Source organism: Oleiphilus sp. HI0123 (assembly GCF_001635315.1).
In genome coordinates, this window is the sequence record NZ_LWGE01000036.1 from 1 (window position 1) to 4,386 (window position 4,386).

At 42.9% G+C, this 4,386-nt stretch carries 3 protein-coding genes; all 3 read left to right on the forward strand.

Translation table 11 applies throughout. From position 1 onward, the window contains the following. Positions 1–1,034, forward strand: a 1,034-nt coding sequence (locus A3761_RS00440) for an imelysin family protein (RefSeq protein WP_068749621.1), incomplete at its 5' end; no start/stop codon positions are given. Beyond that, entirely contained in the window at positions 1,034–2,170 is a 1,137-nt protein-coding gene (locus A3761_RS00445; RefSeq protein WP_068511217.1) for a DUF1513 domain-containing protein, read from the forward strand. The genes A3761_RS00440 and A3761_RS00445, both read left to right, overlap by 1 nt. A gap of 121 nt (positions 2,171–2,291) precedes the next feature. Further along, complete coding sequence (locus A3761_RS00455; RefSeq protein ID WP_068764726.1) at positions 2,292–4,181, forward strand: methyl-accepting chemotaxis protein; 1,890 nt, start codon at positions 2,292–2,294, stop codon at positions 4,179–4,181. Positions 4,182–4,386: the final 205 nt, after the last annotated feature.

Sequence of the window (4,386 nt, forward strand, 5' to 3'; positions counted from 1 at the left end):
GTATTTTCTTAGCTTGTATCCTCTCATTTGTATGTCATGCCGCCCCAAGTGAAGCTGACTGGAAAAACTTCAACCATGCGACAGTTAATAGCTTTGTTATCCCGTTTTATCAATCGCTTAGCGCTGCCTCTCAGGCTTTGCAGCAGAGCACCCAAGGCCTCTGCCAAAGCCCTTCTCAAGAGGCGCTAGATAATAGCATCGGTGATTTCCACAAGACGATGGATGCCTGGCAATCTATTCAAAATATCACGTTTGGCCCCATAGAGTTTTCAATGCGCAGCCATAGCTTACAGTTCTGGCCCGACAAGAAGAATCATATCGGCAAACACCTAGGTGTTCTTCTAGCAAGTGACGACAAAACATTGCTGAATGAAGATAAATTCCAGCGTGTCAGCATTAGCGTTAAAGGCTTACCCGCGATTGAAAGAATTCTTTTCAAACAATCGGCGCTCAATGAACTCAAGGCAAATAAGTTCCACTGCGATGTATTAACGACGATCTCTCAGAATGTTTCGACGATCAGTACATCACTACATAGCGAGTGGCTTAAGCATATGCGTGGCCAGTTTGCCGACGCTAAACAACTAGACGGCTACTTCGAAGACGACATCGACGCCGCCACAGCTTTATTAAAAACAATGATCGAACCCTTGGAAGTCATACGAGACTTAAAGCTTAAACGCCCGCTTGGCAGCGCGTTTGGGAAAGAAAAATATAAGCGACTGGAATCATGGAGAAGCCAACGCTCATTGCGCAATATTGAGTTGAATATTCTTAGCCTTCAGCTTATGTTTGAAGGGCTAGCCAACATACTCCCCCCTGAAAGATACCATTCAATTAGCCATCAATACACGGCCCTGGTCGATGCAATTAAGCAGATCAATACACCTTTGGAAAATGCAGTCAGAACAGCTGAAGGCTACCAGGCAACATTAGACATCTATAAGAAAATAGGCACCTTACACAAGGAGCTCGAAACATCAGTATCGGCCTTGGGTATTCACCTTGGCTTTAACAGTCGAGATGGTGATTAATGACTGACAAACTCTCGACATTAGAAAACACAAGGCTAAGCCGAAGACAGCTCCTTGGATCTATAGTCGCAAGCAGCTTACTCAGCCCATTCAATGCCTTCGCCAAGGAAAACGACTCAGAATTGCTCATTAGTGCAGCTAGGGATAGACACGGTCAGCATTGGGTAATTTGCTTACAAGGAAATGGCGAACCTGTCAGTCGGCTTAAGCTTCCCGCCAGAGCTCACCAGGTGATCAAGCACCCTCATAAAGAAGAAATAGCAGTCATTGGGCGGCGTCCTGGTCAATACATAATCGTATCTTCAATCAAATCAGGCAGAGTGATAAAACATATTCAGCCTGAACAGGGTTTCCACTTCTACGGGCATGCTCTTTACACACCTGATGGACGTTATTTGGTCAGCACTGAAAATCACATAGATTCGGGTCAAGGAAGGCTTTTTGTGAGAGATGTGCTCAACGATTATCGCGTACACGCCCAGCTCTCAAGCCATGGTATTGGTCCACATGAAATAAAGCTCTGCAGCGACACGGATACTTTAGTTATTGCCAATGGAGGTATTCTCACACACCCGGATAAAGGTCGTGTAAAGCTGAACCTCGATACCATGTCCCCTTCACTAACTTATGTCTCGCTTACGAGTGGTGACTTACTAGAGCAAGTAAAGTTAAAAGAGGAATACCACCAGCTGAGCATTCGTCACATCGATATCAACCAAAGAGATGAAGTGGTGATCGGCCTACAGTATCAAGGAGATAAAACTGACAGCGTTCCCTTGGTTGCCCACCACCAACGAGGGAAAGACCTCAAACCTCTTTGGGCACCCGATGATGTTAATTATGCCATGAAGCATTATTGTGGCAGCGTTTGTTTTGACCCCATAGGAAAAACTGCCGCGGTTTCCTCACCCAAAGGAGATTTGATTACCTTTTGGGACTTTGATCAATTAATCTATTTAAGCAGTCTTCGTTGTAAAGATGGCTGCGGTTTAACCAGCTATCGAAACAATGAATTTGTTATTTCCAACGGCTTAGGCAACCTTTACCACTACAACAATACAACAAAAGAACTTAGTCAAAACTTATCCAACCCAGGCCTCAAAATTGCCTGGGATAACCATCTCTTGAGCGCCTAAACACACAAATACAAAAGTCCATTTTTCAAGCTCCTAAAAGTCAAAACTCAACTATACTATCTGTGATACAGCTCAACTTCATAGGTAACGAGCTTCTGGAATAGGCAATAGGGGGTCAAATATGTCCAAACTGTTAGATAACATATCAATTAAATCTAAGCTCTTATCAATCTGCACTATTACATTAGTTGGTATGCTTACAATCATCTTAGTCGAGCTCAATTTTAGCAAGACACTATCAGAGTCAGCTTCTTCGCTTGTGTCCATTGAAAAGCTTAACTCTAACATGCTTACCTTGAGACGGAATGAAAAGGACTTCCTCACCAGGAAAGATGAAAAATACGTCACACGATTCTCTGATAATGTTGCAAAGCTAAACAAAGAAATTAGCGAACTAAAAGTATTAAACAACTCACTTGGGTTTGACACTGAAGATAATCTCACCAAATTAGGCGACATAATAAAAAGCTATCATCAAACTTTTTTAACCATATCGAAAACTCAAAAAGAAATAGGATTAACACCTAAAACCGGGCTTTACGGTACTCTTCGAGCATCAGTACACAGTGCTGAGTCCGCTATTACTGAGCTAAAAGACTACCAACTGCTTGCGGAAACACTTATGTTACGTCGTCGAGAAAAAGACTTTATGCTGCGACTAGACACAAAATACATCGATAAGTTTAATACTGATATGGCGGCAATAATGTCTACTTTGGATAGCAGAGCGCTACCTTCGCAAATTAAAGACCAGGTCAGAAAAAACCTGAACGCTTACGCTTATGACTTTAGAAAGCTAACGGTTAAGACACAAGAACTTGGATTAAGCCCCGAAACAGGCTTGCTCGGTCAGCTACGTGCTACCATCCATCAAAGCGAGGAACAGCTTACTTCGTTATCTGCCATGATGAACAGTTCGTTAGAGGCAACCAAAGCACGAAGTAAGTCAACCTTCTATATGATAACCGGCGTACTGACTGTGATTATTCTTATTATTAATTTAGCCATATTCCGATCCATCAATGCTCCTATCCAAAGGCTAACCCATGTCATGCGAAAGATTAATCATGATAAGGACCTGACAATTCGCTCAAACATAAGTGGCTCACACGAAATCGCTGAGCTATCCCAACACTTCGATGAAATGCTAAGCAGTTTTGAGCATGTATTGGAGCAGATTCACCAGGCTGCAAGTCAAACAAGCCAGTCTTCTGCTGAACTGACAGTCGCTAGCCAAGATAATTCAAGAAGCCTCGACGAGCAACAAGCTCTTATTGAACTTGTCGCTACAGCTATGACGGAAATGGCTGCTTCTATTTCAGAAGTCGCCGAAAATATCGTCAGCACCTCTGAAAGCGCCAATGAAGCCTATGACGAGACAATCTCTAGTAAAGAAACTGTTAATACCGCCGTCAATGTCGTCGAGTCATTAGAGCAGACAACCAGTAATACAAAAACCGTACTAGATGAACTAAGACAGGATTGCGTAGACGTCAGTAAAGTTATGGAAGTAATTCGTGGTATTGCTGAACAAACCAACCTTCTAGCACTTAATGCTGCCATTGAAGCCGCGAGAGCAGGTGAACAAGGCCGGGGTTTTGCGGTCGTCGCAGATGAAGTCAGAACATTGGCAGGTAAAACCCAAGAATCAACCGAAGAAATTGACATCATCGTTAATAAGCTTCAAGAAAACGCTGAAAATGCGGTGGGTGTGATGGAAGAAAGCCTCTCTAAGGTCCATGAAACTGTAGAGCAAGCCAATACCGCCAACCACTCATTGGAAAATGTCACCAATATGGTCAATCAAATCAATAATATGAGTACCCAAATCGCGACAGCCGCTGAAGAACAAAGTGCTGTGGCTGAAGATATGAGTGAGAAAATTGTTGGCATTAAGGATCACGCTGAAGTCAACACAGAAAATGCTGGCACCACTCGCGTACTGTCTGAGCAACAAGCTGAATTCGCGATTGAACTGGAACAACTAGTCAATCAATTCAAAGTCTCCTAATCATCAGCAAGCTATACTCAATAGCCTGTATACGATGGAATTAAATTATCACTAATCTGTAATGAGCGAACCCTAATGGTCTCGCTCTCTTTCTTTAACCGGCTGCTTCCCTACACACTAATATTATTCCTATGTCCGATTAGGCTCAACCTCAGTTTGAGTCTGTTATCAATACCATTTTTATATGGCGAATCGCGAATCAAGT

Coding starts and splice junctions, on each gene's coding strand:
- A3761_RS00445 (WP_068511217.1), top strand. CDS start 1,034: ATGACTGACAAACTCTCGACATTAGAAAACACAAGGCTAAGCCGAAGA.
- A3761_RS00455 (WP_068764726.1), top strand. CDS start 2,292: ATGTCCAAACTGTTAGATAACATATCAATTAAATCTAAGCTCTTATCA.